Consider the following 23,869-nt stretch of genomic DNA (forward strand, 5'->3'; position numbering starts at 1 on the left):
TTTTGGTCTTGCTTGATTGGGGCGGTAGCTCAGCTGGGAGAGCGTCGCGTTCGCAATGCGAAGGTCGGGAGTTCGATCCTCCTCCGCTCCACCAAAATCCTGGCACGGGATGTTCATGCATGGATGTTCTTACATGAATGGATGTTCTTGCATGACGGCCTTCGGACCTGTCCGAGCCAGACGATTTTGAACAAGCACTGAAGCAGTACCTGCAGAGCCACGGCGGCTCTGGCCGGAAGAAAGCCAACTTGAAGAAGTTGGCTTTTTTTTTCGCCTGAATGCCCTGGCGCGAGCGAAACCGTCAAAGGTTGGCGTCGGTGCGCACCACGGTTGCCGCCTCGCGCAGCGCGTTCAGGAACAAGGAGGCGGCGGCTGCCGCGCGCGCATCTCGCCGGGTCATGATGCCCACCGGATGCAGCCGTGCCTGCAATGCCAGCGGCAGGATCGCGAGCTGCCCGTTTTCGGCAAGCGCTCGCGCCACCCGCAACGGGATGGCCGACAGCAGCGAGGTCCGCTGCAGCAAAGACACGATGGTCAAAATGGCGCTGGATTCGATGGCGACCTGCGGAAAGCCCGCTCCTCGCGCCGAAACGGCGGCGGCAACCATGCTGTAGAGCGCGGCATTGCGCGATGGCAGCACCCAGCGGCAACTGTCCAGGGCGGCGCCGCTCAGCCGGCTGCGCGAGGCCAAGGGATGCGCCGGTCCGCAGACGACCGCGGTCGCCTCGTCATACAGGATCTCGCATTGCAGGTCCGCATCCGCGCCCTCCACTCCCAGCCGTCCCACCACGCAATCCAGTTCGCCCGCGCGCAAGGCTGGCAGCAACTGCTTCTCCAAGCCTTCGGACAATTCGATGCGCAACGCCGGGTGGCTTGCCTGCAGGCGCTGCACCGCCAAAGGCACCAGCAGGTGCGCCACCACCGGGAAAATACCGGCCCGCACCTTGCCCGTCGCGCCATTGGCCGCGGCAGCGAGTTCGGCATGGGTCGCATCCAGCTCGTTCAGCAGCAAGCGCGCGCGGTCGATCATCAGCAGGCCCAGCGCCGTCGGCGCGACGCCATGATGCGAACGTTCGAACAGGGCCTGCCCGGCCAGTGCCTCGGCTTCGCCCAGCAGCTTGCTCAGCGCCGGCTGGCTGAGGTGCATCGCCTCGGCCGCGCGGTGCAGATTACCCACCCGCCCCAACTCGTCCAGCAACACCAGATGGCGGATACGCAGGCGTGACCGCAGTTGCTGCAAAGTGGGGATTTCCGACATGGGTTGGATCCGGAAATTGGTTATCGATCGATAAGGAATCGCAATTATCCAGTTATCGCCAACATGCCCATACTAGGGTCATCCCGCTAGCCGGGCCATATCCAGAAAAAGGGGAATAGCCATGTATCGTCGTCTTGCCGCGCTGGCGCTGGCCTGCGCCCTGGCGCCTAGCGCCGCCCTCGCCGACATCCGCATCGGCGTGATCGCCAGCAGCACCGGACCCGGTGCTTCCATGGGCTCGCTGTACCGCAGCACCGTGCCGTTGCTGCCCAAGACGCTGGGCGGCAGAGCCGTGGAATACATTGCCCTGGACGATGCGACCGACCCGTCCTCCGCGGTCAAGACAGCGCGCAAGCTGGTCACCGAGAACAAGGTGGACGCCATCATCGGGCCGAGCAATGTGCCGACCTCGATGGCGGTCACGGAAGTCGCTCGCGAGGCGCGCACCCCGCAATTGTCCCTGGCGCCCATCGTGCTCAGCCCCGACCGCGCCGAATGGATATTCGTGGTGGCGCACGGCATCGACCTGATGGTGGATTCGCTGACCGCCAACATGGCCAAGCGGGGCGTGAAGACGGTGGCATACATCGGCTTTTCGGACGCCTGGGGCGACGCCGTGTATCGCGCGCTGCAGGAGTCGGCCGCCAAGCGCGGCATCAAGCTGCTCAGCAATGAACGTTATGCGCGCACCGACAACTCGGTCACGGCCCAGGTGCTGAAAATCGTATCGCTCACTCCGGACGCGGTGCTGGTGGGCGGCTCGGGCACGCCGGGGGCCCTGCCCCACCTGTCGCTGCGCGAGCGCGGCTACCAAGGCGTCCAGTACAACACCCACGGCGTCATCAACAAGGAGTTCCTGAAGCTCGGAGGCAAGGGCGTGGATGGCGTCATCGTGCCCAGCGGCCCGGTGCAAGTGGTTGAACAACTGCCCGCCGACAGCCCGATCAAGCCGGTGGCCGGCCGTTACGCCCAGCAGTACGAATCAACCTACGGCGCCGATTCACGCAACGCTTTCGCGCCCTATACCTACGATGCCTACCTGCTGCTGGACGCCGCCGTCGCCAAGATCCCCGCTGACGTCCCGGCCGGCACCCCAGCCTTCCGCCAGGCATTGCGCGACGCGCTGGAAAGCCTGCAAGGCACGGTGGGCACCCAGGGCATCTACATGATGTCGCCCACCAACCACAACGGCCTGGACGAGCGCGGCGTCGTGCTGATGCAAGCCCGTTCCGGCGCCTGGCAGTTCCTGCCCTGAACCGCCTCTTTTGCAGCAGGAGTCCGCATGACCGGCGTACACATCCCCTACGGCGTGTATTGGAGCACCCCGTTTTCCCGTTGGCAGGGCAGCCTGTCACGTCTGCACAGCCTGCGCTTCGCGGCCTGGACCGCGCGCCGCGAACTGGAACGCCGGGGCATCGCGCCCACGGCGCTGCAAAGCGCGGTGCTGGGCTGCTCGGTGCCGCAACAGGGGTCGTTCTACGGCCTGCCCTGGGTGGCCGGCATGCTCGGCGCGCCCCAACTGGCGGGACCCGTGGTGTCGCAGGCCTGCGCCACTTCCGTGCGGGGCCTGGCGACGGCCGCAGCCGAACTCATGCTCGGCAACGCCGAGACGTCGCTGGTCCTGATGGCGGACCGCGTGTCGAACGGTCCGCAGCTCTACTATCCCGACCCTGCAGGCCCTGGCGGCTCCGGCACGCACGAAAACTGGGTGCTGGACAATTTCTCGCACGACCCGTGGAGCGGCCTGTCCATGCTGCAGACTGGCGAGCGCGTGGCCGAGCGCCATGGCATATGCACGGACGAACAGAATGCGGTCACGCTGCGCCGCTACGAGCAGTATGCGCAGGCCTGTGCCGATGGACGACGGTTCCAGCAGCGCTACATGACGCTGCCCTTCGAAGTGCCCGATGCGCGGTACGCAAAGATCGCGGCGGTGATGGAAGGCGATGAGGGCATCCACGCCACCACGGCGGACGGCCTGGCGCGCCTGGCCCCGGTCTTGCCTGGGGGCACTATCACCTACGGCGGGCAGACGCATCCGGCAGACGGCAACGCAGGCATGATCCTCGCGACCGCCGAGCGTGCCCGCGAGCTGTCGCGCCGCCCCGAGATTGGCATCGAGATTCTGGCCTTCGGCCAGTCGCGTACCGAAAAGGGCTACATGCCGCAAGCCCCCATCGAAGCCGCCAGCCGCGCGCTGGCGCGCGCCGGCCTGGCGGTCGCGGACTTGCATGCCGTGAAGACACACAATCCCTTCGTGGTCTCGGACATCGCGTTGGCGCGCGCCACAGGGTTCGACGCCATGGCCATGAACAACTATGGCTGCTCGCTGGTGTGGGGCCACCCCCAGAGCCCGACCGGGCTGCGGTCCGTCATCGAACTCATCGAGGAACTGGCCGAACGCGGCGGCGGCCTGGGCCTGTTTACCGGCTGCGCGGCCGGCGACAGCGCCATGGCGGTGGTGCTGCGGGTGGACGCTGCCGGAGGCGCAAGATGAGCAGCGTCAATCTGGAAAATGTGCCGCGCATTCCGGCACTGCTGGCGCGCGCGGCCCGCGACCATCCCGAGCGCACCGCGCTGGTCTGCGGCACGCACCGCGTCGGCTACCGGCGCTATGCGACGCAAACCTGGGCAACGGCCCACCGCCTGCGCGAGACAACGCGCTTGGGCGACCGGGTCGCAACGCTGCTGGGCAATTCCGACCTGGCCTGCGTGATGACGCTGGCGCTGCAATGCGCCGGCAACCAGCACGTCCCCCTCAACCCTCTTTATACGGCCCGCGAACTGGAATTCATCCTGCGGGACGCGCAACCCGCGCTACTGGTCGCCGACGGCCCGTGCTCTGCCGTGGCCGCCCCGCTGGCGGCGGCGCTGGGCATCCGACTGGTCCTGGAAGATGAGGCCCGCGCGTGGATGAAGCCAGAGCCCGGCATGGCGGACACGCCCGTGGACGACGCCGATGCCCAAGCACCGGCCTTGCTGCAATACACCGGCGGCACGACCGGGCAGCCCAAGGGGGTAATCCTCGGGCGCGACGCCATCGCCACCAATGTGCTGCAGCGGGAGCTGGCCTTGCCCACCCGATACGGCGCCGACAGCGTGCTTTGCGCCATGCCGCTATTCCATTCCTATGGCATGGCCATGGGCCTGTTCCTGGCCGTCAGCGCCGCGGCGACACTGGTGGTGCTGCCGCGCTACCGGCCGGACGATGTCTGCGATGCGATTGAACGCGAGCGCATCACCTTGTTTCCCGGCAGTCCCACCATCTATACCGGCCTGCTTGGGCATGCGCGCTTCGCGCTCACCGACTGGTCCAGCGTGCGTGTCTGCTATTCCGGATCCGCGCCATTGGCCGAAGAGGTGCACCGGCGCTGGGAGGCTGCGGTGGGCGCGCCGATATACGAAGGCTACGGCCAGACCGAAGCGGGCCCCATCCTCACCTACAACGGCCCGGCGGGAACCCGCCACGGCTCCGTGGGCGCGCCGGTCGCATGCACCGAGGTGCAGGTGGTGGATCTGGAATCGGGCACGGTGGTGCTGCCACCCGGCCAGCGCGGCGAAATCCGCGCGCGCGGACCGCAGATCATGCAGGGTTACCTGGCCAGGCCCGACGCCACTGCCGAAGCCCTGCGCGACGGCTGGTTGTACACGGGCGACATCGGCGAGTTCGCGGAGGACGGCTTCCTGTACATCCGCGACCGCAAGAAGGACCTGGTGATTTCAGGCGGCTACAACATATACCCGCGCGAAATCGACGAGGTGCTGTACCTGCATCCGGACGTGGCCGAAGCGGCGGCGGTAGGCTGGCCGGACAGCTATCGCGGCGAGGTCATCCGCGCCTTCGTGGTCCTGCGGCCGGGCGCGGCCGTCGACGAAGCCGGCCTGATCGCGCACTGCCAAGCCAACCTGGCCCGTTACAAAGTGCCGGCGGTCATCAGCATTCTCGACGCCCTGCCCTATACCGGCGCCAACAAGGTCGACAAGAAAGCGCTGCGCGCCGCCTAGCGTTTCCGCGGCTGGCGCCCTCAGCCGGGGCGCCAGCCCCTCAAACCGGATCCTGGTCCAGCCTGCGCACTGCCGCGCTCAAGGTCGAGAAATCGAATTCCTTGCGCCCGCGCAGCAGGCAGCGCATCAGCACCGTCGTAATGACAGGCACCACCGCGGCCAGCAGGAAGGACTCCAGCAGGAACGAGGGCTTATCGCCCGGCGCCGGGAAGAAGAACAGGCCGGCCGCGAGGCCGGAGATCGTGGCAACGGTGGCGGTCAGGCCGTCGTGCTTGCGGCTGAACAGGCCGTAGAACACCGGGAACGCGGCGGCGGAGCAGAGCAGATCGGCCAGCAGGAACAGGTACAGCACGCTGTAGCCCTGCGAGGCCACGATCATGACCGGAATCGCCATCAGCAGCACCAGCCAGCGCGCCAGACGCTTCATGGTCATGGACTTGGCGTTGGGCATCAGGCGCCGCAGATCGACCGCGATAATGCTGGAAACCGCGCTGATCGCCGTGTCGGCCGTGCTCATGACCAGCGACAGCCCCAACGGAATCAGCGCGATCACGAACCATGCGGGCGCATGCGGCATGATGACGCTGAACAGCGCGATGGAACTGTCGCCCTGGGGCGCGAGGCCGACGAAAGCCAGGCCGAACAGCCCCATCAGGAAAATGAACGGCGCAACCAGCACTCCGCCCAGCAGAAATCCGTTGCGCATGGACCGGGCGTCGCGCGCGGCGTAGATGCGCTGCCAGTTGCCCTGGTGGAACACGCCGGTCAACAGAATGGCAACGAAAAAGGTCAGGCCGGCCTTGATGCCCACCGGATCGGTCAGGTCCAGCAACTGCGGCGCCTTGGCCTGCAGGGCCTCGATGGTGGGCATGGCTCCGCCCGCGGCCTGCCAGCCGACCACGCACAGAATCACCAACAGCGGCACGATGACCATCATCTGCACCTGGTCCGTGAAGATTGACGAGCGCAGCCCGCCGTAGGTGGTGTAGAGCAAGGTGGTGCCCATCACGATGGCGGCGGTGGCCCACAGCGGCACGGGCGCCAGCATGGTGACCAGCTTGGCAATCGCCGTGACTTCGGCCGACAGCGCGATGAAGAGATAAAACAGCATGATGAACAGCGCCAGCCCGTACATGGGACGGCCGTAGCGCGCCATCAGGAACTCCGTCAGGGTGTGCCCATGCGGGATCAGTTCGCGCATGCGCCGCCCCAGGGGAATCATGACCAGGCGCGGCGACATCGATCCCAACGCGTAGCCGATCACTGCCGCCAGCCCTCCCCAGGTCGCCGCCTGCGCGGGCGAGAACAGGATCCAGGCGCCCAGCGTCGAGGCCATCAGCGTCAGGATGGTGCCAAAGGCGCCCTGGCTGTTGCGGGCGACGATGTAGTCCTCCAGCGTGCCGCGCTTGCGCCGCGTATACAGCACGCTGGCCAAGGCGAAGCCCCCCGAGAACAGCAGCAGCCACATCAGGGCGGTTGATTGGGTCAACATGGAATCGGTCCTCCCGCTGCCGGCTGGCAGCCGGACGCGCAACGCCGCGGCCCACGCGTGGCGCGCAAGCCGCAAAATGAATGAAAGTCTAGGGAGGGCGCGCGGACTGCGCGATGTCCTTCCCTTCGCCGGCATTACCCGGATCAGGTTCAAAGGGTTACCGCGATGACGCGGAATCTCAGCCCTTGCAGGGCTCCCCCAGGAATTGCCGCAAGATTAGGAGAGCGGCACGGCAATGTCAACGCGCGCGGCGCGGACGCCGGCGGCGGCTTTTGTGCTAAGTTCGCCCGCGAGCGGCGTCCGTTTGCCTGTGCGCCGCTGGAATCGTAGAGCCCGACCATGTCTATCGCGTCTTTCACCGCCTCCGCCCGCACCGAACCGCCATGCTGCATCTGAACCTGTTCATCTTCGGCTGCGGCCACCATCGCGCCGCCTGGCGCCACCCCGATTCCGCCGCCGAACGGCTGGGCGACATTGCCTACTACGAAGAACTGGCGCGCACCGCCGAGCGCGGGAAGCTGGACGCCATCTTCTTTGCCGACGGGCAATCGGTCGACAACATCGGCGACGGCCCGCGCTGGTACCTGGAACCGTTGACCGCCATGGCCGCGATCGCGCGCGCCACGTCCCGCATCGGCCTGATCAGCACGGTTTCCAGCACCTTCTTCACGCCCTTTCACGCGGCGCGCATGGTGGCTTCGCTGGACCACATCTCGGGCGGGCGCATGGGCTGGAATGTGGTCACCTCCATGTTCGACGCTGAAGCGCGCAACCACGGCTACGAGTCCATGCCCGGGCACGACTGGCGCTACGCGCGCGCCGAAGAATTTGTCGACGTCGCGCTCAAGCTGTTCGACTCCTGGGAAAAAGACGCCTTGGCCATCGACCGCTCGGGAGACTACGGCGTGCCTGCGCGCGTGCACAAGATCGCGCACCACGGCGAACACTTTCTGGTCGACGGCCCCCTGACCGTGCCGCGTCCGCCGCAGGGCCGCCCGGTGCTGTTCCAGGCAGGCGCGTCGGACCAGGGCCGAGACCTCGCCGCGAGGCGCGCCGAGGCGATCTACGCAGTCGCCTACGACCTGCCCGCGGCGCAGGCCTATTACCGCGACATCAAGCGCCGCGTGCAGGCCGCCGGCCGCGAGGATTTCGTGCCCATCATGCCGGGCCTGGTCACCTACGTTGGTTCGACCGAGGCCGAAGCCCGGGCCAAGCAGCGCGAACTGGACGTCCTGCTGCCCAGCGACGCGTCGCTACGCCAGCTGGGCATGTTCGTGCTTCAGGACTGCTCCGCCTGGGAACTGGACGCGCCCGTGCCCGTCCTGCCGCCCCTGTCCGAGTTCACTGGCCCCAAGGGCCGCTATGCCACCATCCTGCGCATCATCGAAACCGAAAAGCCCACAGTACGCCAGCTGCTTGGCCGGCTTGCGGCCGGTGGCGGTCATTGCACCATGGTGGGGACGCCCGAACAGATCGCGGACAAGATGGAACACTGGTACCGGAACGAAGGCGCCGACGGCTTCAACCTGATGCCGCCATCGCTTCCCGGCGGCATCGACGATTTCGTCGAACACGTCATCCCCGTGCTGCAGCGCCGGGGCCTGTTCCGGACCGAATATCAACACCGGACATTGCGCGGGCACCTGGGCTTGGACGGCGGGTGAAAGCGGCGTTGGCAAGCCGCTGCGGCGTTACAGATGCAGCGCCACAATTTATCCAAATGTACGGAATTGGCCACCAACATTTTCTTCATACATATCAAGGGAAATTGCGGTGGCGCGGGCCGGATAAAAAAAAGAAAACGCTCTCAACGTTGTACACAAGCAATGAATCGCAGGTTTTATTTTGTGTATTCCGTAACAAAATAAACGCCGTTAAGTCTTTCGTCAGAGAGCCGATAATTTAATTCGACCCCAATATCCATATCCCGAACCATTATGTAGTTTTCAGTTTCATTTCACCCCGCTCACATGCCTAAGGTTACGTCTGGGCTGTCTTCATCGGTACAGAAGGCAGGCGATTCAAGCCATAGAACGGGATTTATTATGAAACTAACAAGAACTTTGCTTGCTGGCGCCATTCTGGCTGGCATGGCTGGCACCGCGTACGCAGAAACCTCGGTGACGCTTTATGGCGTGGTCGACCTGGGCATGACCTACCAGCGCGGCAAGGTCGGCACCACCGATTCCAACCGCGGCCTGTATGGCGGCGACTATCAGTCCCGCATCGGCATGAACGACGGCATCCAGAATGGCTCGCGTTGGGGCCTGCGCGGCGTTGAAGATCTGGGCGACGGCCTGTCGGCGGTCTTCACGTTGGAAAGCGGCTTTACGGCCAACAACGGCAACCGCTCGCAAGGAGGCCGCATGTTCGGCCGCCAGGCAACCGTCGGTCTGAGCCACACCGAATGGGGTCTGCTGGAATTGGGCCGCCAGACCAACATCGCGTCCAAGTACTTCCGCAACATCGATCCGTTCTCGCTGGACTACCTGAACGCCAACATGGGCATGGCCTTCAGCGCGGCCAACACCGTCCGCTATGACAACATGGTCATGTACCAGACCCCGAACTGGAACGGCTTCCAGGGCGGCGTGGGCTACTCGTTCTCGACCGACGACGTCGAAGGCCCCACCGGCTTCAAGACCAAGGAAAACAACCGCGCATGGACGGCCGGTGTGAAGTACGACAACGGCCCCCTGAACGTGGCCCTGACGTATGACGTGCAGTACCGCAAGCCGAACCAGCCTCAGCCGCAGCAGTTCATCATCGGCGGCGCGTACGACTTTGAAGTGATCAAGCTGGCGCTGGCCTACGGCCGTTCCGAGGACGGCGTGTTCGCCGGCCAGGACTTCGCCCTGATGGGCGGCCGCCAGCAATCCGGCGGCGTCGCCCGCGGCCTGGGCTACACCAACGACCGCTTCACCTGGGACGGCCTGCGCATCAACTCGTACATGGTCGGCCTGAGCGCTCCGATCGGCGGCGCAAGCAATGTGTTCGCCTCTTGGCAACGTGCCGACCCCAACAAGAACCTGTACGCGATGGACGTGTACAGCCTGGGCTACACGTACGATCTGTCCAAGCGGACCAACCTGTACGCCTTGGCGTCCTACGCTGATGGCGCCGCCTTCATCAAGGGCGACAAGATGAGCACGGTGGGCTTCGGCATCCGCCATCGCTTCTAAGCAGGTCATGGACTGCCCCAACTGAGCAGAGTCGGGGCGTCTCCTCTTTTGGCCATCCGTGCATCGGGTGGCTTTTTTTTGGCCGCTTCCAGCTTGGGGCTATCTGCCCTTGCCTGCCCGCCTGGCGCACTATCCGGGCAAGGATGCGGGGTCGCGACGCTCGGCCCGCGCCGCGGCACGGCCACGGGACGCGGACCGCTTTCTGGAGCGCGTCGTCACGAACCAGTCGTAGAGGATGACGCCGGGATGGCGCAGCAGCGCCGCCGCCAATGCGCAAATGCCGATAGCCGCCAGGCCAATTGCGATCCAGTGCATCAGCGCGGCCCCTGCTCGAGCTGCAAGCGCAGGATGCGCCTGAGTTCCAGGATGGCTTGCGGCGTCTCTTGCACGCTGTGCGAGAAACTGATGATCTTCTCGGATTCGGCGCCGTCCAGGTGCGCGCTGCGATACGGGACGAGGCCGTCGTCGGAATCTGCCAGCGCCACGCCGGGCGTGTTGTTCGCAATGATGCTGTGGTAACGCACCGCCGGCGAAATCGGCATGGTCGCGGTCAATCTCACGAATCGGTCCTTTTCGCTCAGGTTGTCCACGCCGTTGGGCACCCGGATCGAGGATTCGGGCCGGGGCGGCCCATCGGTGTCGGCCAACCGGTTGAGCTTGGCGAACTGCCTGACTACCGTGGCAGGCAGCGTGATCAAGTTGGACAGCCAGCGCGACAAAGTGTTCTCGGCAAAAGGCGTGCCCCGGTGCGGAGCCGCGATGAACACCGCCCGCGTAATGCCGGGAAAGGCATCGAAGCTCAGCACCGGATCGAACTCGGCGTGCGCCTGGGCGAGCCGCGCTTCGTCGAGATTGGCATGGTCGCGCAGCGCGTCCCACAGCACGGTGCCGGACGAGGACACCAGCAGCCGGCTCAACACGCCGCCCATGCTGTGCCCGATGATCACCATGTCGCGCGACGCCTGCGCCGCACCCGTGGGATCGAAATGTTCGATCGTCTGGCTCAACGCGTCGCGGATGGCCCGGTTGTTCAGCGCCAGGGGCGTATTGGTCGGGTAATAGACCTGCCAGATCTGATAGTGCTGGCGCAGGGTTTCGTCGCCCAGCACCTCATTGGCGACGTTGATCCACGCCTCGGGACTGCTCGCCAGACCGTGCAGCATGATGATGGTGCGGCGGTCCGGATCGTAGGGCTGCAACAGGTAGACGTGCGGCGCCTCGATGCCCTCTTCCTTGCCCAGCACGTTGCGCAACGCCTGCGTGGCGAAGCCCGACCGTGCCAGCCACAGCCCGTAGCCGGAGGTGAAGTTGGCGGCCAGGGGCACCGTCGTGCCAGCCAATGCCACCGTATCCCGCTTATAAGGGTCGTAGGCAGCGAGGGTCGCTTCGCGCGTGGCCATGACCTGTTCCAGCGTGGCGCCGGGAAAGCCCATGATGACCGTCACGGCGGGAAATGGCGTTTCGCTATAGGGCGTCTTGAAGGTGTCGGCATCGTTCACGCGGCGTGCCGTCACCGCCACCAGCTCGGCGCCGAAACCGTCGCGCCGGTACATGCTGCGCAGGCCCTGGAACGTCAGGGTCGACGCCGGCACCAGCTCGTGCGGGAACTGCTTGCCGCCAGGCAACTTGACGTCCGACATCTCGCCCAGCACCTGCCACGGCCCCGCCGCCATCCTGGCTCCAGGCGCCGGCGGGCGGCCGCGATGCTGCTCGAACAGGCGAGTGACGGCCTGCTGCACCGCATAGTTGTAGTAATCCCGCACCTGGGTCTGGCGATCCTCGAAGGCGCGGTCGCTGGGGGAACGCGGCGTGAAAAACAGATAGGCATAGGCGGCCCGCGCGGTCTGCAGATAGGCATCCAGCAACTGGTCCTGCTCGTCCTGACTGGCGGGACGCTGCTTTTCCGTCGCCAGCGCCTCCATCAGCCAGACCTCGGACAAGGTGGCCAGGCGCCGTTCGCTGTCCAGGCCCTCCATGGTGGCCAGCGAGCGGGTGCAGGCGTCTCGGTCCTTGCGGCAGTCCTGCGCGTTCAAGCCCAGCACGGCCATGGACTCGCGCGCGGAGGCGCTGAGCCGCCCGGTGGTGAGCACGTCGCCGCGGCGCTGGGCAATGTAGTCCTGCGTGCTGACGGAAGACACCTTGACGCCCGCGCAGCCCGCGCACACGGCCAGCCCCAGGATCGCGCAGGCTTTTGCGCCCGCTTGCCAGAGGCCGTTCATGGCGGGGTTCCCGCCGACTCCGGCAAGCGGATGGCCCGCGAAAACGCAACAGGATCCGACCCGGGCAAGGCGGGCTTGCCGATATAGGCCTGCTCACGCAGCGTGGAAAGAGGCTTGCTGGTGTCCAGCCCGCCTTGCTCGTAGAGATACTCCGGCAAATAGCCGGACAGGAGAATGCGGTAGTCCATGGGCAGGCCCGGCACGATGGCGCGCACCATGCGGTAGACCAGCGTCGTGCAATTGGCGGTTACCGTGTGATAGAAGCGCGGCTCGTCGGCCAGTTCATTCGCGGTGCGCACATAGGACAAGAACAATTCGCGCATGGCAGGCACCGGCATGTCGACGGCGTAGCGGTACACGCGCTCGTCGCGCGGTCCGGCTCGCACGTAAAGTATGTCGCGCTCCTGCGCCGCGATCACGCTCAGCTCGAACTGCTTGAAGAAGCCGCCGATCTCGGAAAACTGCTCGCCGCGCTCCTTGCGGATCTCGACCGAGAACACAACCTGGCGGCCGTCCGTGAAGCCAAACGAGACCAGCGTATGGGCGATGGCCGGGCTGCCCCAGTACGACAGCACCATGTCCACCGTGGCCAGCTCGTTAAGGTTGTACTGCTGGACTTCCCAGCGGGGCGTGTAGCGCGTGTCCGTATCGGCCTGCCAATCGAAATTGCGCACGCTGTCCAACGTGACGATGGACCCGGATACGCTACCGCGCAGCGTGCGCGCCACGTCGTCCGCCCAGATGCGGTCATTGGACGGCGCCAGGGTCTGCCACCAAATACACAGCGCGGCCATGCCGATCAGCCAGGTCCCGATGGCGCGCCGGGTACGCCCGCGCCACAGCACCACGGCCAAATATAAGCACAGCGCGGCCCAGGCCAGTGCGGCCGCCCCTTGGAGGAACGCTCCGCCCGGCACGCGATAGGCAAACGCCAGGCAGCCCCACGCCGCGGACAGGATGAGCAGCAGGCTTAACGCGATGCGCCAGGCGATCGTCCGCCAGCCGCGCCGGGCAGGATTACATGCCGCCATGCTGCTGCACGATTTCCAGGACGCCGTTGATCACGAACTGCACCGCCATGCAGACCAGCAGAAAGCCCATGATGCGGGAGATGGCCTCCACCCCGCCCTGGCCGATCACGGCCACGATGCGCCCGGCCGAGCGCAGACATATCCAGAACAGCAGACCCAGCAGGGAAAACACCACGATGGGCGTCACCGCGAGCACCCACTGGGAATAGGCCTGCGTCACCGAGGCGTCAAGCGTGGCCGCGCCGCTGATGATCATGGCAATCGTGCCCGGCCCCGCCGTACCCGGCATCGCCAGTGGCACGAAAGCGATGTTGGGCGTCTGCCGATTGGCCTGCGCGTCCGCCACGTCGGCTTCGGCGGCGGTTGACGGCGCGGAGGGAAACACCATGCTGAAGCCGATGCTGGCCACGATCAGCCCACCGGCAATGCGCAGCCCCGGAATCGAAATGCCGAAGGTGTGCATGATCCAGGCGCCGGCATAGTAGGTCACCACCATGATGCCGACGACATAGAAGGCCGCCTGCTTGACCTGGCGCTCGCGCTCTTTGTAGGGGATCTGCTGGCCCAGCGACAGCAGCAAGGTCATGGAGGTCAGCGGATTGGCCAGCGGCAGCATCAAGGCCAGCCCCAGGCTGACCAGCTTTCCCAATTGAACCAGGTCGTCAGTCATAGCGAATTGCGCGGTGCGCGGCGCGGCGCGTCACGGCGGCTCGGATGATGTAGCAGTTGTGTAATGTACTATACATTACACAACTTCAGCCAGAATCATGGCCGGGCGAAACGCCAGGGCCATGCCGCGACAAGGGGGCGAAATGAACTCGATTCAAAACGATACGGCGCCGCGCGCGCTGACCAGCCGGGGCGAAGCGCGCCGGGAACGGCTGCTGGAAGCCGCCACGCAATCCTTGCTGGAGCACGGCTACGCGCAGACGTCCATCCAGCGCATCGTGCGCCAGGCGGGCGGCTCGGCGGCCACCGCCTATCAGTTGTTCGGCAGCAAGGAAGGCTTGCTCGTCGCCGTGCTCGAACACGAACTGAACAGCATGCGCGCAGCCGTGTTTCCGCCGGCCTTGCTGGATCAGCCCGTCGGCCCGGCCCTGCACGAACTGGCGCGACGGCTGCTGAGCTATGCGCTGCAGCCCAAATCGGTCGCACTGTACCGCCTGATCGTCTCGGAATCGCATCGCCTGCCACAACTGGCCGAATCATTGCGGCTGGCGGTAGCCATGCAACTCCACGCGCCGCTGGAGCAATGCCTGAAGCAGGCCTGCGAACGCGGCGAACTCCGCATCGACGATCCGCGGCTGGCCGCGCGCACCCTGGGCAACCTGATCAATGGCATTGCCTCGCACGCGCGCTTGACAGGCGGCCGGGCCGATGGCCCGGACGACGAAGACCTGGCCACCTGCCGCTACGGCGTGGACACGCTGTTGCGCGCTTTCCGGGCGTAGGGGCGACGCAATTCGCCCCACCCTTGGCGCGCCAGCAGCGTCGCCGGCCACAGCATGCAGGCCGCCGCCAACCACAGGTTGACCCGCAGTCCCAGAGCGTCCACGCTGGGCACGCCCAGCAGCGAACCCGCGGCAATCCCCAGGTTGAACACCGCGACGAAAAGCGAGGTTGCGGCTTCCACGGCATCCGGCGCCGCCTTCATCATCCAGGTCTGCAACGAAACGGACACGGCGCCATACGCCAGCCCCCACAGCAGCAGCAAGACCGCGGCCGCCGGGCGCAATTGCCCCAGCCCGCTCAGCAATAGCAGGATCGACAGCAAGCTGGCAGCGATCACGAGCAAGGTCGCCGCGGGGCGTCGGGCGGCTGCGGCGCCGCCCAGGAAATTGCCGGCCACGCCCGCTGCGCCGTAGGCAAAGAGCAGCGGTCCGATCCAGCCCTCTCCGAAGGCCGCATGGATTTGCAGCAGCGGACGGACGAAGGTATAGGCCATGAAATGGCCGGCAACCAGGAACAGTGTGATGAGCAGGCCGCGCCTCAAGCCCGGATTGGCCAGTTGCGACGCCAGCTGGCGTGGCTGCAGCGAGCGCGCCGCGGGCAAGGCCGGCAGGCCCAGCAGATTCAGCAACAGCACCGCGGCGCACAATGCGGCCATCGCGCCGAAAGCCGCGCGCCAGCCGGCCAGTTCGCCAAGGAAGGCGCCCAGCGGAACCCCCAGTACCGACGCCACCGCGACGCCGCCGAAAATGATGGACGTGGCCAGTCCCACGGCGCTCGGGCCGACCAGCCTGTTCGCCAGCCCGCCCGCGATCGCCCAGACGCCGCCGATGCAAAAGCCCACCAACACCCGCGCCGCCAGGAACCACGGCATGCTGGGGGCCCACGCGCTGGCTGCGTTGGCGCAGACCAATAGCGCCAGCAAACCGCAGAGAATGACGCGGCGGTCGGCCCCTTTGGCGCCCAGGACCACAAGCGGGGCGAATAGCGCCGCCAGCATCGCGGGCACAAACAGCATGAAACCGCCCATCCCCACCGACACCTCGAGCGCGCCAGTGATGGGAACGAACAGCCCCACCGGCAGCATTTCGGTCGTGACCACGCAGAAAGTCGCCATGCCGACGGCAATGACGCTAAGCCACGCGCGCCAGGCCGCCGGCTGGTTGCTGGGAGAGTCAGGGATGGCGCTTTCTGGCGCAGGGCAACTGCGGGTCATTGTGTAGGGTCCTGATAAGAGCTCATGCCGAGCCGACCCCTAGGCAGTCTACTGTTTCCAATTCGCTGATAAAGTAGGACGTTCAATAAACAGTAGGGACGAATCGTGCGCAATTCACCCTCTCCGATGGCCCGCTTGGACCATATCGGCGACCTGCTCGCGTTCGTGCGCGTGGCCGACACCCAGAGCTTTACCGCCGCGGCCGAAAAGCTGGGCCTGTCGCGCTCGGCGACAGGCAAGTGCATCGCGCGCCTGGAGCAAGGCCTGGGCGCGCGGCTGCTCCATCGCAGTACCCGCAGCGTCAGCCTGAGCGATGAGGGCCGTGTTTTCTATGACCACGCGCAACGCATCCTGTCCGAGGTGGACAACGCCACCGACGCAATGGCCAGCCGCAAGCTGGCGCCGCGGGGACGGTTGCGCATCGACCTGCCCGTTTCGCTGGGACGGCTGCACATCATGCCGCTGTTGCGCGACTACCTGCGCGAATGGCCCGAGGTCGAGGCGGACGTCAGCTTCTCGGACGACTATATCGACCTGGTGCGCGACGGCGTGGATGTCGCCATCCGCATCGGCGGCGAAACCGATAGCCGGCTGGTGCGAAAAGTGCTGGCGCCGCACCGCCTGATCACGTGCGCCTCGCCTGGCTACCTTGAGCGCCATGGCGCTCCCGCCAGCCCGGACGATCTGGCCCGCCACCAGACCATGGCCTACACCCACGCTGGCGCGCTGGTGCCGTGGCGCTTTGCGGTCAACGGTCAGGAACGCGGCGTACACGTCGCCGGACGCCTGCGCCTGGGCAATACCGAGGCCCTGCGCGACGCCGCGCTGGCGGGCGAAGGCATCGCCCAACTGGGCGCTTTTCTGGTCGGGGAAGACTTGCGCGCAGGCAGGCTCGCGCCGGTGCTGGAATCGGTGGCGCCTCCCGGAGCGCCGGTCTGTGCGGTCTATCCGCACCGGCGCCACCTGGCGCCCAAGGTGCGCGTGCTGATCGACAGCCTCGCGAGCGCCTGGAGCCGCGGCGCGCCCTGGGCCGTCGACGCACCGCGGCGGCCATGGACAGGCGCCTGATCCACTATGATTGCCGGCATTGCCCCGCAAGGCGCAATACCGGATACCCAGGGACGCTGCCAGGCACCCTTGCCTGCGCCCCGCCATTTCCCCCGGAGTTTTACTTGAGCGACATCTATCAATTCAGCCGCGGCACGGCCCCGCTGCTGATCTCCATCCCCCATCTGGGCAGCATGATCCCCGATTCGCAACGCGCGCAGATGACGCCGCTGGGCCTGCAATCGGGCGACACCGACTGGCACCTGGACACGTTGTACAAGTTCGCCGAGACGCTCGGCGCTTCCGTCATCGGGGCGCGCTATTCGCGCTACGTGGTGGACCTGAACCGCCCGCCCAACGATGAAAGCCTGTATCCCGGCCAGACCAAAACCGGCCTGTGTCCCACCCACACCTTCCGTGGCGACCCCCTCTACCGCAACGAGGCCGTCCTGACCGACGCCGAACGCGAACACCGGCTGCAGGCCTACTGGAAGCCCTACCACGCAAAGCTGTGCGAGGAAATCGACCGCATCAAGGCCGAGCACGGGACCGTGCTTCTGTGGGAAGCGCACTCGATTGCGAGCGTGCTGCCGCGCCTGTTCGAGGGCAAGCTGCCCGACCTGAACATCGGCACCGCCGACGGCGCGGCCTGCGCGCCAGACATCCTGGCGGCCGTCGAAAGCCGGTTGTCCGGCAACGCCGCCTACACCTGGGCCGTGAACGGCCGCTTCAAGGGCGGCTATATCACGCGCCATTACGGCAATCCGGCAGACAACGTGCACGCCATCCAGCTGGAAATGTGCCAGTCCACCTACATGGACGAGACACATCCCTACGCCTACCGCCCCGAACTGGCCGGCCGCGTCATCCCGCTGGTCGAAAGCATGGTGCAGTCGGCGCTGAATCAGACCCAGGCGCGTCAGCGCTGAGCGCCAGCCGCAAGGCGCCATGCGCGCCTCGGCCAGCCGTCCCTTTCCGAAAACCGCCCCAGGCGCCCGCGTGGCCCTGGGGCGGCTTTCTTCGCCCGTCCGCCCCGGGTATACCCCAATTTTTCACATCACAGTCTCAAACGTAGTATTTCAACCGCGCTACGTAAAACATTACGAGCCATAATGAAAAATACGTGGAGACAAATAATGAAGACATGGAGACCCGCCGCCTACGGCGCGCTGGCGTTGTGCGCCCTGTTCACGACAGGCGCGCGCGCCGCCGATCCCGACACGTTCAAGATCGGCGGCGTGGTGTCGCTGTCGGGCACTTACGGCATCTTTGGCGAAGACATGCGCAAGGGCGTCACCATCGCCATCGAACAGCGCGGCGGCAAAGTGCTGGGCAAGCCCATCCAGGTCACCTGGGAAGACGATGAGACCAAGCCGCAGCCAGCGGTGCAGAAAACCACCCGCCTGATCTCGGACGGGTCGCAGATGATCTTCGGCGCGGTCAGCTCGGCCAGCACGCTGGCCATCATGAACATTGCCAAGCAGCGCAAGATCCCCCATCTGGTCACCATGTCGGCCGACGACAAGATCACGGCGCCTGGCGGTTCGCGCTACACCTTCCGCACCTCCAACACGCTAGGCATGGAGCAGCGCATGGCGCTGGCCTACTCCAAGGAGCAGAAACTCAAGCGGGTCTACGGCGTGACGGCCGACTACCAGGCCACGCGCGACAGCTGGGACTGGTACCGCCGCGAAGCCGAGAAGGCCGGCATCGAGATCGTGGGCGCGGACTTCCCGCCACTGGGCAATCGCGACTATTCATCCATCGCCGACAAGATTGCGCGTTCCAATGCTGATGGCGTGGCGCTGTTCATGACGGGTTCGGACGCGGTCACGATGGTCAAGCAGGCCGGCCAGATAGAACTGGGCAAGACGCGCAAGATCTTCGGCCCGGTCATCGCCGACGAGACCATGGCCGCCGGCGTCGGGCCCACCGCGGTCGGCGTGCAATCGGGCGTGAGATATCACTTCACGGTCGAAAACGAAGCCAACAAGGCCTTCGTCGCGGCGTTCCGCAAGAAGTACAACGAGTTCCCCTCGGCCGCCGCGGGCGAAGCCTATGACGGCATGAGCTGGTGGCTGGACGTGGTGGACCAGACCGGCACCTGGGACAAGGAAAAGTGGGTCGAGGCATTTGCGGCCAGCGTGCGAGACAACTCCGTGGAAGGCAAGAAAAGCATGCGCGCCTGCGACCACCAGGCCATGCAGAACGGCCTGTGGGGCGTGGTCGATACGGGCAAGCCGCCGCAACCGGCCTACGTCATGGACATCGTCAAGGTGTTTCCGCCGGAACAGGTATTCGAACCCTGCGCGGGCTGAGCCCGTCGCGCCATGTCCTCGCCGGTCCAGCGGACCGGCGCCCCCGGCGCGCTCGCGCCGCCTGACGGATTTCTGCCATGTCCACCGTGATCATCGGCCTGAGCCTGGGAATGCTGCTGTTCCTGCTGGCGTCCGGCCTTACGCTAATCTTCGGCATGCTGGGCGTCATCAACTTCGCCCATGGCGCCCTGTACATGCTGGGCGCCTACCTGGCCTTCGACATCCAGCTGCGCACAGGTTCATTCATCGCCGGCCTGATCGTCGCAACGGCGGGCGTCGGACTCGCCGGCCTGGCCATCGAACGGCTGGCGCTGCGACCGCTGTACAGCCGCCCGCATTTCTACCAGCTGATCCTGACTTTCGGCTTCATCCTGGTCATCAGCGAAGCCGTGAAGTTCGTCTGGGGCCTGGGGTACCAGGAAACGCCGATGCCGGCGCTGCTGTCGGGCACGGTCGACCTGGCCGGCAGCACCATTCCTGTCTACCGCCTGTTCGTCATCGCCTTCGGCCTGCTGGTATCGGCCGCGCTGTTCTTCGTGCTGGAGAAAAGCACCTTCGGCATGCTGGTGCGCGCCGCCAGCAGCGACGGCGAAATGGTGCGCATCCTGGGGCTGCCCGCCGCCACCATCCGCAGCGCCGTATTCGGCGTGGGCGCGGCGCTGGCCGGACTGGCGGGCGCCATCTCCGCCCCGCTGTTCCCCATTGAACTGGGAATGGCCACCAACACCATCATCGACTGCTTCATCGTCGTGATCCTGGGCGGGCTGGGCAATATACGCGGCGTGGTCGCCGCATCGCTGCTGATCGGCATGGTCCGCGCGGTGGGCTACACCTTCATGCCCAGCTGGGTGGACATCCTGACGTTCGCCATGCTGATCGCCACCCTGCTCACCCGTCCCCAAGGACTGTTCTCCCGTCAAGCGAGGCTGGCATGACGACTTCCCGCCAAGATGCCGCCATGGCGGCCGGCGTGGCCGCCGCGGTGATCGCGGTGCCCTTCTGCACGCAAAACGATTTCCTGTTGAACCTGAGCATCCTGATCATGGTGTGGTCGATATTCGCCGTGGGCTTCGACCTGGTGTTCGGGCTGCTAGGCATGGTGTCCTTCGGCCATGCGGCCTTCCTCGGCACGGGCGGCTATGCGCTGGCGCTGGCCACGCAGCGCTACGGCCTGCCGTTCGAGGCCGGCCTGGCGCTCGCTATCCTGGCCGGTGCGGCCTGCGCCTGGATCTTCAGCGTTTTCGCGCTGCGGGTCTCGGGAATCTTTTTCGCGCTGGTCACGCTGGCGCTTTCGCAGCTCATGTACATCCTGGCCGACAGCAAGCTGCGTGAATGGACCGGCGGCGCGGACGGCCTGCCCGGCATCGGCCGGCCGGAACTCGCCGGCATCGACTTCTTCGACACCGTGAACTTCTATTGGTATGTCGCCGCCGTGTTTGCACTGGTGATGGCGCTGATGGCCATGCTGCGCGCATCGCCCTTCGGCCGCGCGGTGGCAGGCGTGCGCCAGAACGAAATCCGGGCGGCCCAACTGGGCTACAACGTGCAACGCCTCAAGCAGATTACCTTCCTGGTGTCCGGCGCCGTCGGCGGCCTGGCGGGCGGGCTGCTGGCCGCGATGCTGATGTACATGAACCCCCAGATGTTGCACTGGACCACGTCCGGCGACGTCATCATCATGACCTTGCTGGGCGGCGCCGGCACGCTATGGGGGCCGGTGGCGGGTGTACTGCTCTTTGAAGCCCTGAAGGAATGGCTCAGCGGCTGGACGCCCTATTGGTACGGCATCCTGGGGCTGGTCTTCATCCTGGCCACGCTGTATTTCCCGCAAGGAGTGCTGGGCGCCCTGCAGGCCCGCTGGAATCGCAAGCGTCCCGCGGTGCCCGCGCCTGCCAGTCCGCCCACGCCCGGCGTGCCGCTGACCCCGCGCGAAGGGAGCCCCTCATGAGCAACGTCGCCCTGCAATGCGAACAGGTCAGCGTGACCTTCGGCGCGCTGCGCGCCATCGAGGACTTCAGCTACGCCTTCGAGACTGGCCGCGTCTACGGGCTGATCGGCCCCAACGGCGCTGGCAAGACAACCCTGCTCAACGTGCTGTCCGGCAACCTTCCCGGCCACGGAGGGCGCATTCGGTGCCACGGCACCGACATCTCGCGCCTGCGTGCCTATGAACGCGCCAGGCACGGCATCGGCCGCAGCTTCCAGATCACCAAGATCTTCCCCGAGATGACGGTGCTGGAGAACCTGCGCATCGCCGCGCAGATCAGCCACTCTCACCTGCTGCCCTTCTGGCTTGCGCCGCGCTATGACCGCCGCCTGGCATCCACCATCGACGCCATGCTCGAACTGACCGATCTGGCGGCTTGGCGCAACACCGTGGCGGGTACTTTGTCGTATGGCTTGCAACGCGCACTGGAACTGGGCCTGACCCTGCTGCCGAACCCGCGCATCCTGCTGCTGGACGAGCCCCTGGCCGGCGTCGGCCACCACGAAATCGCCGCCGCCACCCGCCTCATCCGGCATGCCGCCACCGGCCGGACGGTGCTGCTCATAGAACACAACATGGACGTGATCATGACGCTATCGGAACACATCGTGGTGCTGTCCAACGGCCGCAAGGTGGCCGAGGGATCGCCGGCCGCGATCCGCGACGACGCCACCGTGCGCGCGGTCTACCTGGGCGAAGAGGTGGCGGCATGATCGAACTGCAGCATGCCAGCGTCCACTACGGCCAGGCGCTGGCGCTCAAGAACATCGGCCTGCGCGCCGCCCAGGACGAAATCGTCGCCATCGTGGGGCGCAATGGCGCAGGCAAGTCCACCGTGCTCAAGACGCTGATCGGGCTGTTGCCCCTGTCCTCGGGCAGCCGCCTGCTTGCGGGCCAGGACGCCACGCGCCGCGCCGTCGAACAGATCAGCCGCGGCGGCATCGCGCTGGTGCCCGACACACGCCGCATCTTCCCCAACCTGACCGTGCGGGAAAACCTGCGCATGGGCGCGCTCGCGCACCAACCAGGCTACTGGACGCAGGAGCGGGTGCTGCAAGTCTTCCCGCGGCTGGGCGAACGCATCGGTTTTCATGGCGACCAATTGTCCGGCGGCGAACAGCAGATGCTGTCGATCGCGCGCGCCCTGCTCGGCAATCCGCGCGTCCTGCTGCTGGACGAGCCGACGGAGGGCCTTGCGCCGCGCATCGTCAACGAACTGATCGAGGTATTCGCAGAGGTCCACCGTCAGGGCACCGGCATCGTGCTGGTCGAACAAAACCTCAAGGTGCCGGCGCGGCTGGCGCACCGCCAGTACGTGCTGGACCACGGCGAAATCGCCTGGAGCGGATCGGCCGCGGACGTCGAGGCCGACCGCCACATCATCGAATCCATCCTCACCACGGGCATCCAAGCATGAGCAACGACACCACCTACATCGCGGGCGTGGGCATCACCCGCTTCGATAAACAGCCGTCCAGGAGCGTCAAGGATCTGGTCAGCGATGCGGTCACCCAGGCATTGGCCGATGCGGGCTGCGATGCCCCCGACCTGCAGGCGGCCTACTTCGCCACCGCCGGCCAGGGTTCCATCGAGGGCCAATACATGGTGGCAGGCCAAGTGGCGCTCAAGGCCATGGGCATCGCCGGCATACCCGTCATCAACGTGGAAAACGCCTGCGCCAGCTCCAGCACCGCGCTGAACGCCGCGCACCTGTACGTGGCCTCGGGCGCGGGCGACATCTGCCTGGCCGTCGGCGTGGACAAGCTGTATTCCGAAGACAAGGCCAAGAGCTTCGCCGTGTTCGACGGCGCCTGGGACGTGCATGACGCGCCGGCGCAGATGTCCCGCCTGCTGGCGCTGGCGCCCGACGTGACGCCGCCGCCCGGGTTCGAGGAGCCGGGCAAGCGCAGCGTGTTCATGGACATCTACGCGAGCCTGGCGCGGCTGCACATGAAGACCTTCGGCACCACTCAGCGCCAGCTTGCCGCGGTGGCCGCAAAGAACCACATGCATTCCACCCGCAACCCGCTGGCCCAGTTCCAGTACCCGATGACGATCGAAGAGGCCCTTGCCGCGCGGCCCGTGTCCTGGCCGCTGACGCTGCCCATGTGCGCCCCCATCAGCGACGGCGCCGCGGCCGCCATCGTGTGCAACGCCCAGGGCTTGAAACGCCTGCGGCGTGCCCGCGCCGTGCGCCTGCATGCCAGCGTGCTGCGCACAGCCACGGATCGCCCGGCTGACCGCTACGATCAGCACCTGTGCCACCTGGCCGCGCTCGAAGCCTACGAGCGCGCCGGCGTCGGCCCGCAGGACATGTCGCTGGCGGAAGTCCATGACGCTACCGCGTTCGCCGAAATCCAGCAGACGGAGGCCTTGGGCTTCTGCGCATTCGGCGAAGGCGGGCCGATGGCCGAATCCGGCGCCACCAGCCTGGGCGGCCGCATTCCCATCAACGTGTCGGGGGGCCTGCTGTCGCGCGGCCACCCCATTGGCGCAACCGGCCTGGCGCAAGTCCATGAAATGGTGATCCAGCTGCGCGGCGAGGCCGGCGCCCGCCAGGTCGAAGGCGCGCGCTTCGCCATTGCCGAAAACGGCGGCGGCTTCAATGGCGTGGAAGAGGCGGTGACGTGCATCACCCTGCTTGGCCGCTGACCCGCGTTCCCCA

At 66.2% G+C, this 23,869-nt stretch carries 21 protein-coding genes, 1 tRNA gene and 1 riboswitch; of the genes, 15 read left to right on the top strand and 7 right to left on the bottom strand.

What is annotated here, in order from left to right; all coding sequences use genetic code 11:
- The first annotated feature begins 18 nt into the window (after positions 1-18).
- A tRNA-Ala gene (locus CEY08_RS14770) sits at positions 19-94 on the top strand.
- A 207-nt stretch (positions 95-301) separates the two neighbouring features.
- On the opposite strand, the gene CEY08_RS14775 is transcribed toward CEY08_RS14770, so the two are convergent.
- Positions 302-1,258 carry a LysR substrate-binding domain-containing protein gene (locus tag CEY08_RS14775; protein WP_076812828.1) on the bottom strand — a complete coding sequence of 319 codons (957 nt, stop codon included), beginning with the start codon at positions 1,256-1,258 and terminating at the stop codon, positions 302-304.
- A gap of 121 nt (positions 1,259-1,379) precedes the next feature.
- Here CEY08_RS14775 and CEY08_RS14780 point away from each other — a divergent pair, with 121 nt between their 5' ends.
- From CEY08_RS14780 to CEY08_RS14790, 3 genes are read left to right on the top strand one after another with little or no spacing between them, the layout of a single operon-like run.
- Positions 1,380-2,513: an ABC transporter substrate-binding protein gene (locus tag CEY08_RS14780; RefSeq protein ID WP_076812825.1), complete on the top strand. Its 1,134-nt coding sequence runs from the start codon at positions 1,380-1,382 to the stop codon at positions 2,511-2,513.
- Positions 2,514-2,540: 27 nt separating this feature from the next.
- Positions 2,541-3,755: a thiolase family protein gene (locus tag CEY08_RS14785; RefSeq protein WP_076812822.1), complete on the top strand. Its 1,215-nt coding sequence runs from the start codon at positions 2,541-2,543 to the stop codon at positions 3,753-3,755.
- Positions 3,752-5,263 carry an AMP-binding protein gene (locus CEY08_RS14790; RefSeq protein WP_076812819.1) on the top strand — a complete coding sequence of 504 codons (1,512 nt, stop codon included), beginning with the start codon at positions 3,752-3,754 and terminating at the stop codon, positions 5,261-5,263. The genes CEY08_RS14785 and CEY08_RS14790 overlap by 4 nt, the downstream gene beginning before the upstream one ends.
- A 40-nt stretch (positions 5,264-5,303) precedes the next feature.
- Here the strand turns inward: CEY08_RS14790 and CEY08_RS14795 are convergent, their stop codons facing one another.
- The gene (locus CEY08_RS14795; protein WP_088607702.1) at positions 5,304-6,755 is read right to left on the bottom strand and encodes a sodium:solute symporter family protein; all 1,452 of its coding nucleotides are present in this window, start codon (positions 6,753-6,755) and stop codon (positions 5,304-5,306) included.
- 103 nt (positions 6,756-6,858) lie between these two features.
- Positions 6,859-6,965: riboswitch (TPP riboswitch) on the bottom strand.
- A 173-nt stretch (positions 6,966-7,138) separates the two neighbouring features.
- Here CEY08_RS14795 and CEY08_RS14800 point away from each other — a divergent pair.
- Together CEY08_RS14800 and CEY08_RS14805 are read left to right on the top strand one after the other, a co-directional pair.
- The gene (locus tag CEY08_RS14800) at positions 7,139-8,419 is read left to right on the top strand and encodes an LLM class flavin-dependent oxidoreductase (protein WP_063642617.1); all 1,281 of its coding nucleotides are present in this window, start codon (positions 7,139-7,141) and stop codon (positions 8,417-8,419) included.
- 381 nt (positions 8,420-8,800) lie between these two features.
- A complete protein-coding gene (locus CEY08_RS14805; protein WP_063642618.1) occupies positions 8,801-9,937 on the top strand; it encodes a porin in 1,137 nt (378 codons plus the stop codon).
- Between the two features lie 129 nt (positions 9,938-10,066).
- Here CEY08_RS14805 and CEY08_RS14810 read toward each other — a convergent pair whose 3' ends face one another.
- The 4 genes from CEY08_RS14810 to CEY08_RS14825 are packed head-to-tail and all read right to left on the bottom strand — an operon-like array spanning position 10,067 to position 13,857.
- The gene (locus tag CEY08_RS14810) at positions 10,067-10,252 is read right to left on the bottom strand and encodes a hypothetical protein (RefSeq protein WP_076812816.1); all 186 of its coding nucleotides are present in this window, start codon (positions 10,250-10,252) and stop codon (positions 10,067-10,069) included.
- Entirely contained in the window at positions 10,252-12,156 is a 1,905-nt protein-coding gene (locus tag CEY08_RS14815; RefSeq protein WP_076812813.1) for an esterase/lipase family protein, read from the bottom strand. Before CEY08_RS14815 ends, CEY08_RS14810 begins: the two co-directional genes overlap by 1 nt.
- Positions 12,153-13,187 carry an Lnb N-terminal periplasmic domain-containing protein gene (locus tag CEY08_RS14820; protein ID WP_076812811.1) on the bottom strand — a complete coding sequence of 345 codons (1,035 nt, stop codon included), beginning with the start codon at positions 13,185-13,187 and terminating at the stop codon, positions 12,153-12,155. Before CEY08_RS14820 ends, CEY08_RS14815 begins: the two co-directional genes overlap by 4 nt.
- Positions 13,174-13,857 carry a MarC family NAAT transporter gene (locus CEY08_RS14825; RefSeq protein WP_063960382.1) on the bottom strand — a complete coding sequence of 228 codons (684 nt, stop codon included), beginning with the start codon at positions 13,855-13,857 and terminating at the stop codon, positions 13,174-13,176. The genes CEY08_RS14820 and CEY08_RS14825 overlap by 14 nt, the downstream gene beginning before the upstream one ends.
- Before the next feature lie 142 nt (positions 13,858-13,999).
- Between CEY08_RS14825 and CEY08_RS14830 the strand changes: the two genes are divergently transcribed.
- Positions 14,000-14,638, top strand: a complete 639-nt coding sequence (locus CEY08_RS14830; protein WP_076812808.1) for a TetR/AcrR family transcriptional regulator — start codon at positions 14,000-14,002, stop codon at positions 14,636-14,638.
- Here the strand turns inward: CEY08_RS14830 and CEY08_RS14835 are convergent.
- Positions 14,599-15,852, bottom strand: coding sequence for an MFS transporter (locus tag CEY08_RS14835; RefSeq protein ID WP_076812805.1), 1,254 nt, complete (start codon positions 15,850-15,852; stop codon positions 14,599-14,601). The two genes, CEY08_RS14830 and CEY08_RS14835, sit on opposite strands and share 40 nt — an antisense overlap.
- Positions 15,853-15,957: 105 nt before the next feature.
- On the opposite strand from CEY08_RS14835, the gene CEY08_RS14840 reads away from it, so the two are divergent.
- From CEY08_RS14840 to CEY08_RS14875, 8 genes are all read left to right on the top strand, one after another.
- Positions 15,958-16,920 carry a LysR family transcriptional regulator gene (locus CEY08_RS14840; protein ID WP_232033738.1) on the top strand — a complete coding sequence of 321 codons (963 nt, stop codon included), beginning with the start codon at positions 15,958-15,960 and terminating at the stop codon, positions 16,918-16,920.
- Between the two features lie 104 nt (positions 16,921-17,024).
- Positions 17,025-17,828 carry an N-formylglutamate deformylase gene (hutG, locus tag CEY08_RS14845; protein WP_076812799.1) on the top strand — a complete coding sequence of 268 codons (804 nt, stop codon included), beginning with the start codon at positions 17,025-17,027 and terminating at the stop codon, positions 17,826-17,828.
- A gap of 207 nt (positions 17,829-18,035) precedes the next feature.
- On the top strand, positions 18,036-19,217 hold the full coding sequence (locus CEY08_RS14850) for an ABC transporter substrate-binding protein (RefSeq protein ID WP_088607703.1): 1,182 nt from the start codon (positions 18,036-18,038) through the stop codon (positions 19,215-19,217).
- Between the two features lie 77 nt (positions 19,218-19,294).
- Positions 19,295-20,152: a branched-chain amino acid ABC transporter permease gene (locus CEY08_RS14855; protein WP_042793164.1), complete on the top strand. Its 858-nt coding sequence runs from the start codon at positions 19,295-19,297 to the stop codon at positions 20,150-20,152.
- On the top strand, positions 20,149-21,165 hold the full coding sequence (locus CEY08_RS14860) for a branched-chain amino acid ABC transporter permease (protein WP_076812793.1): 1,017 nt from the start codon (positions 20,149-20,151) through the stop codon (positions 21,163-21,165). The genes CEY08_RS14855 and CEY08_RS14860 overlap by 4 nt, the downstream gene beginning before the upstream one ends.
- On the top strand, positions 21,162-21,917 hold the full coding sequence (locus tag CEY08_RS14865; RefSeq protein WP_076812790.1) for an ABC transporter ATP-binding protein: 756 nt from the start codon (positions 21,162-21,164) through the stop codon (positions 21,915-21,917). Before CEY08_RS14860 ends, CEY08_RS14865 begins: the two co-directional genes overlap by 4 nt.
- Positions 21,914-22,621 (top strand): ABC transporter ATP-binding protein, encoded by a 708-nt coding sequence (locus CEY08_RS14870; protein ID WP_042793162.1) that lies wholly within the window; start codon positions 21,914-21,916, stop codon positions 22,619-22,621. Before CEY08_RS14865 ends, CEY08_RS14870 begins: the two co-directional genes overlap by 4 nt.
- A complete protein-coding gene (locus CEY08_RS14875; protein WP_088607704.1) occupies positions 22,618-23,856 on the top strand; it encodes a thiolase family protein in 1,239 nt (412 codons plus the stop codon). The genes CEY08_RS14870 and CEY08_RS14875 overlap by 4 nt, the downstream gene beginning before the upstream one ends.
- The last annotated feature ends 13 nt before the right edge of the window (positions 23,857-23,869 follow it).

This window comes from Achromobacter insolitus, assembly GCF_002209555.1.
Lineage (GTDB): Bacteria > Pseudomonadota > Gammaproteobacteria > Burkholderiales > Burkholderiaceae_B > Achromobacter > Achromobacter insolitus.

Bases quoted from the DNA above. Each gene is read 5' to 3' on its own strand.
- CEY08_RS14805 (WP_063642618.1), top strand. From the start codon at position 8,801: ATGAAACTAACAAGAACTTTGCTTGCTGGCGCCATTCTGGCTGGCATG.
- CEY08_RS14800 (WP_063642617.1), top strand. From the start codon at position 7,139: ATGCTGCATCTGAACCTGTTCATCTTCGGCTGCGGCCACCATCGCGCC.
- CEY08_RS14795 (WP_088607702.1), bottom strand. From the start codon at position 6,755: ATGTTGACCCAATCAACCGCCCTGATGTGGCTGCTGCTGTTCTCGGGG.
- CEY08_RS14850 (WP_088607703.1), top strand. From the start codon at position 18,036: ATGAAGACATGGAGACCCGCCGCCTACGGCGCGCTGGCGTTGTGCGCC.
- CEY08_RS14825 (WP_063960382.1), bottom strand. From the start codon at position 13,857: ATGACTGACGACCTGGTTCAATTGGGAAAGCTGGTCAGCCTGGGGCTG.
- CEY08_RS14830 (WP_076812808.1), top strand. From the start codon at position 14,000: ATGAACTCGATTCAAAACGATACGGCGCCGCGCGCGCTGACCAGCCGG.
- CEY08_RS14775 (WP_076812828.1), bottom strand. From the start codon at position 1,258: ATGTCGGAAATCCCCACTTTGCAGCAACTGCGGTCACGCCTGCGTATC.
- CEY08_RS14810 (WP_076812816.1), bottom strand. From the start codon at position 10,252: ATGCACTGGATCGCAATTGGCCTGGCGGCTATCGGCATTTGCGCATTG.
- CEY08_RS14820 (WP_076812811.1), bottom strand. From the start codon at position 13,187: ATGGCGGCATGTAATCCTGCCCGGCGCGGCTGGCGGACGATCGCCTGG.
- CEY08_RS14790 (WP_076812819.1), top strand. From the start codon at position 3,752: ATGAGCAGCGTCAATCTGGAAAATGTGCCGCGCATTCCGGCACTGCTG.
- CEY08_RS14870 (WP_042793162.1), top strand. From the start codon at position 21,914: ATGATCGAACTGCAGCATGCCAGCGTCCACTACGGCCAGGCGCTGGCG.
- CEY08_RS14780 (WP_076812825.1), top strand. From the start codon at position 1,380: ATGTATCGTCGTCTTGCCGCGCTGGCGCTGGCCTGCGCCCTGGCGCCT.
- CEY08_RS14815 (WP_076812813.1), bottom strand. From the start codon at position 12,156: ATGAACGGCCTCTGGCAAGCGGGCGCAAAAGCCTGCGCGATCCTGGGG.
- CEY08_RS14860 (WP_076812793.1), top strand. From the start codon at position 20,149: ATGACGACTTCCCGCCAAGATGCCGCCATGGCGGCCGGCGTGGCCGCC.
- CEY08_RS14865 (WP_076812790.1), top strand. From the start codon at position 21,162: ATGAGCAACGTCGCCCTGCAATGCGAACAGGTCAGCGTGACCTTCGGC.
- CEY08_RS14875 (WP_088607704.1), top strand. From the start codon at position 22,618: ATGAGCAACGACACCACCTACATCGCGGGCGTGGGCATCACCCGCTTC.
- CEY08_RS14855 (WP_042793164.1), top strand. From the start codon at position 19,295: ATGTCCACCGTGATCATCGGCCTGAGCCTGGGAATGCTGCTGTTCCTG.
- CEY08_RS14785 (WP_076812822.1), top strand. From the start codon at position 2,541: ATGACCGGCGTACACATCCCCTACGGCGTGTATTGGAGCACCCCGTTT.
- CEY08_RS14835 (WP_076812805.1), bottom strand. From the start codon at position 15,852: ATGACCCGCAGTTGCCCTGCGCCAGAAAGCGCCATCCCTGACTCTCCC.